The sequence below is a fragment of the Brachyspira pilosicoli genome, from assembly GCF_019402445.1.
Taxonomy (GTDB): Bacteria; Spirochaetota; Brachyspiria; order Brachyspirales; family Brachyspiraceae; genus Brachyspira; species Brachyspira pilosicoli_B.
Map to the genome: position 1 here is coordinate 1 of NZ_SRZM01000015.1, position 3,536 is coordinate 3,536.

The 3,536-nt window shown below is 26.2% G+C and carries 5 protein-coding genes; 2 read left to right on the plus strand and 3 right to left on the minus strand.

Annotated features, from left to right (window positions below; all coding sequences use genetic code 11):
• Positions 1 to 36: 36 nt before the first annotated feature.
• Positions 37 to 1,005 carry a CdaR family protein gene (locus tag E6A48_RS00465; RefSeq protein WP_219708084.1) on the minus strand — a complete coding sequence of 323 codons (969 nt, stop codon included), beginning with the start codon at positions 1,003 to 1,005 and terminating at the stop codon, positions 37 to 39.
• Between the two features lies 1 nt (position 1,006).
• Positions 1,007 to 1,792, minus strand: coding sequence for a diadenylate cyclase CdaA (gene cdaA / locus E6A48_RS00470; protein WP_219708085.1), 786 nt, complete (start codon positions 1,790 to 1,792; stop codon positions 1,007 to 1,009).
• 77 nt (positions 1,793 to 1,869) lie between these two features.
• Here cdaA and E6A48_RS00475 point away from each other — a divergent pair, with 77 nt between their 5' ends.
• Both E6A48_RS00475 and E6A48_RS00480 read left to right on the plus strand, forming a co-directional pair.
• Positions 1,870 to 2,538, plus strand: coding sequence for a hypothetical protein (locus tag E6A48_RS00475; protein WP_219708086.1), 669 nt, complete (start codon positions 1,870 to 1,872; stop codon positions 2,536 to 2,538).
• An 18-nt stretch (positions 2,539 to 2,556) separates the two neighbouring features.
• The gene (locus E6A48_RS00480; protein ID WP_219708087.1) at positions 2,557 to 2,952 is read left to right on the plus strand and encodes a secondary thiamine-phosphate synthase enzyme YjbQ; all 396 of its coding nucleotides are present in this window, start codon (positions 2,557 to 2,559) and stop codon (positions 2,950 to 2,952) included.
• Between the two features lie 195 nt (positions 2,953 to 3,147).
• On the opposite strand, the gene E6A48_RS00485 is transcribed toward E6A48_RS00480, so the two are convergent.
• A partial coding sequence (locus E6A48_RS00485) for a GNAT family N-acetyltransferase (protein ID WP_219708088.1) occupies positions 3,148 to 3,536 on the minus strand: 389 nt, incomplete at its 5' end.

Consider the following 3,536-nt stretch of genomic DNA (forward strand, 5'->3'; position numbering starts at 1 on the left):
AAATAATAATAATATCTCCGAACCTAATATTTTTTATTATTGATTTGTCCATATTTTTTCTACTTCTATATTGAAAAATGAAGGCTCTATATATGATAATTTGGCATAATCTGGAATATTTGCTTCTATTGATATATTAGAGTATATACCTTCGTTTGTTATATTTATTAAATTTAATGAAAGGAGTATATCCTCTTTTTTTAAGTTTTCTATTAAGTTTTTATTCATTTCTAATATAATTTTTTTCACAATTAAAGGTTCATTGTATTTTATATTAAATCTGCTATTTAAATTATTAATATTTAATTCTATATTTTCAAATGTTACTATTTCTATATCTTTGTCAAAAATTATACTAGCATCTACTCTAGAAGTATCAGATTTCACATTTGGCGGTATGTTTAGACTAAGCTTAGTGTTATAATCTAAATATTTATCATCAAGGTCTATAGTTTTTGTATATAATTTATCTATTTGAGATATTAAAGTTTTAGGTCCAGATATTATTGTGTTTGAAGGATTAATAATAATATTTTCAATTTCAAGTCCTAATGATGCTTTTCCTACAGTTTGCACTTCTATTGGAACGGTTTTGTATGCTAATTGGTCTAACACTACAGGTATTTTATTTGGATTTATACTTATATTAAGCGATGAATAATCTGCATCATTTTCTAAATATATTTTATACATATTACTTCCAATTTGTGCATTAGTTAAATCTATATATGCAGAAAAATCTCTTGGAAGTTCATATATATTATCTTTAAATCCTTTTACACTAACGGTTATATTTTCTTTAATGTTATTAGCAATTAAAAGTTTTGCTGGAAGGTTTTTTATATTTAATTTTGTAGTATATTCTTTATTGTATTCCTGCTGATATCTCACATATAAAAAAAGCATAAAAGACATAGTTAAACATAAAGCTTTAATCCAAAATCTATTTGTTATATAGGATAACAATTTTTTATGTTTAAATTTTTTTATTATAATATCTTTCATTTTAATCTACTTTTACCTCTAAAAGCTCTCCAAGCCTTTTATATAATTCATCTCTGCTTAAATTATATTCTAATATCCCACCATGAACAATAGAAACGCATTGAGTCTCTTCTGATACCACCACTACAACAGCATCAGTTTGTTCAGATATACCAAGTGCCGCCCTATGCCTAGTGCCTAATCTTCTATTTTTTATTTGAGGTTCTGTTTCTGTAAGCGGTAAATATGCACTTGCAGCAGCTATTCTGTTTTCCATTATAATTGCAGCACCATCATGTATGGGGTTGTTTTTAAAAAATATAGATTCTAATAATTCTATAGATATGTCGGCATTTAGTTTTACAGCCTTGTCTACTAAAGAATGTAGAGATATATTTCTTTGAAAGACTATCAAAGCACCATAACCTTTATAAGACAAATTAAAAGTTGCACTCATAATTTTTTGTATCTGGTCTTCATTGTATCCGAATGATTTTTTAAATAATGCCCTTCCGCCTAATATTCTTAGACCATGTTTTATTTCTGCTTGAAACAGCACCACTATTGCAATAAGACCTACTTGGAAAAATTTATCGAATAACCATGATAGGGTAGTGAGTCCGAAGATTTTTGCTATTAATGTGATAAAGAAAAGTATTATAAAACCTAGGGCTATGCTGTATGCTCTGGTGTTATACATAAGCATGTAAAAAATGTAAAATAATATTGCTACTAGTATTATATCAAGACTATAAAAGAGATAACGCCAATTTGAAGTTGATATAAAATTATTGATATTATACAGCATATATTTATTATATCATATATATGTATATTTGCAAATAATAAGAAATATTATAATATTAAAAAACGAGGTGTTTTTTAATGTATTTTTCTAAAAAGGTGTTTTTAATATTATTTTTTGTTTTTAGTTTAAGTTTTAATGTATTTGCTCAGAAAAATAGGTTTGAAGTATTATTGAATGTGCCTTTTGGAATGAGCATTGGGTTTTCAGACTCTAAGCTCATTAATAATCCAACAGTTTTAAGTATGAAGAGTTTTGTAGATTTTGAGATAGGGGCTTCTTTACAATTTGGATATATGTATTTAATATCTGAGAGAATGGCTTTGAGTATATTAGCTGAGTTTGGATATAGTCATGATAGCTATTCTTATAGGTCTAAAGATTTGAAAACTACTTATTCTTATTATTTTGAAAATATTCTTGTTGGAGTGTTGCCAAAGTTTATAATTGATAACTTTTCTATTGGTTTTGGAATTGGTGTAAAGATGCCTACAATAGTTAATTATATAGAAAAAGTTAATAATAAAAATATTTACAATACAAGTTTATATTATAGCGAAGCGGCTCCTATTACTTTTATTAAATTAGCTTTTGATTATTCATTTGTTATTAATAGATATTTAAATATTAATCTTGGAAGCTATGTTCTTTATGATGTGTTTGTGCGAGTTAATAATCCGCATTATCAGTATCATAATATTAGTGCTCTTAGTGTTGGAATGGAGTTAGCTTTAAGATTTGTTATATAAAAATTAAGGAGAGTATTTATGCATACTATTAATGTAAAAACTAACTCAAGATTTGATATTGTAGACATTACTAAAGAGGTTAGAAGATGCGTTTTTGAAGAGAAGGTAGAATCTGGCATAGCAGTTATATTTACGCCTCATACTACTGCGGGGGTTGGAATCAATGAAAATGCAGACAGCAATGTTTTATTTGATATGAAGAATGCTTTTAATAAAATAGTAGCTCAACATGATAATTATAGGCATGCTGAAGGTAATTCACAGGCACATGTTTTGTCGTCTTTGGTTTCTCCGAGTTTAACTGTTATAATAGAAAATGGAGATATAGTGTTGGGTGTTTGGCAGGATATATATTTCTTTGAGTTTGATGGTGCAAGAAATAGAAAGGTGTATGTGCAGGTAATGAAGAAATAATTAGTATTATTGCACTTGGGAGGAGTAGCCCTTGTGCAATAATATTTAGGTTAATGTTTGTCTATTTTTGAAGTTTCTTTTTTATAAAGTTTATAATTGAACCAATTAAATCTATTAATATTCACATATATATACCTTTTATAGTAATAGTATATACAAAAAAAGTTGTTTGTCAATATACATATATGAGGTATTTTAAAAAATCATCGGGTGAAAATGAACTCCGTTTTCTACTTTTATGTTGTCATAAATAGCAACAAAGCCTAATTTTTTATAAAACTCTATAGCATAATCGCTAGAGTTAACCGAGTACTTATCGCTTTTTGTTATATCTTTAACTTTTTCAAAAAGTTTTTTTCCTAAGCCTAATCTAAAATATTTATCATCAATAAATAAAAGTGATATATGATTATAATTTCTTATTTCTATAAAGCCTATAATGGTATTATTTTTAATAGCTTTAAGAATTAGAGAGCCGTCAATATATGTTCTCATTAATATATTATCATAATTAATAAAAGTTAATATATTATTTATACCTTCATCTGTATCTAACGATGAATTGTATTTAAGATATATTTTTT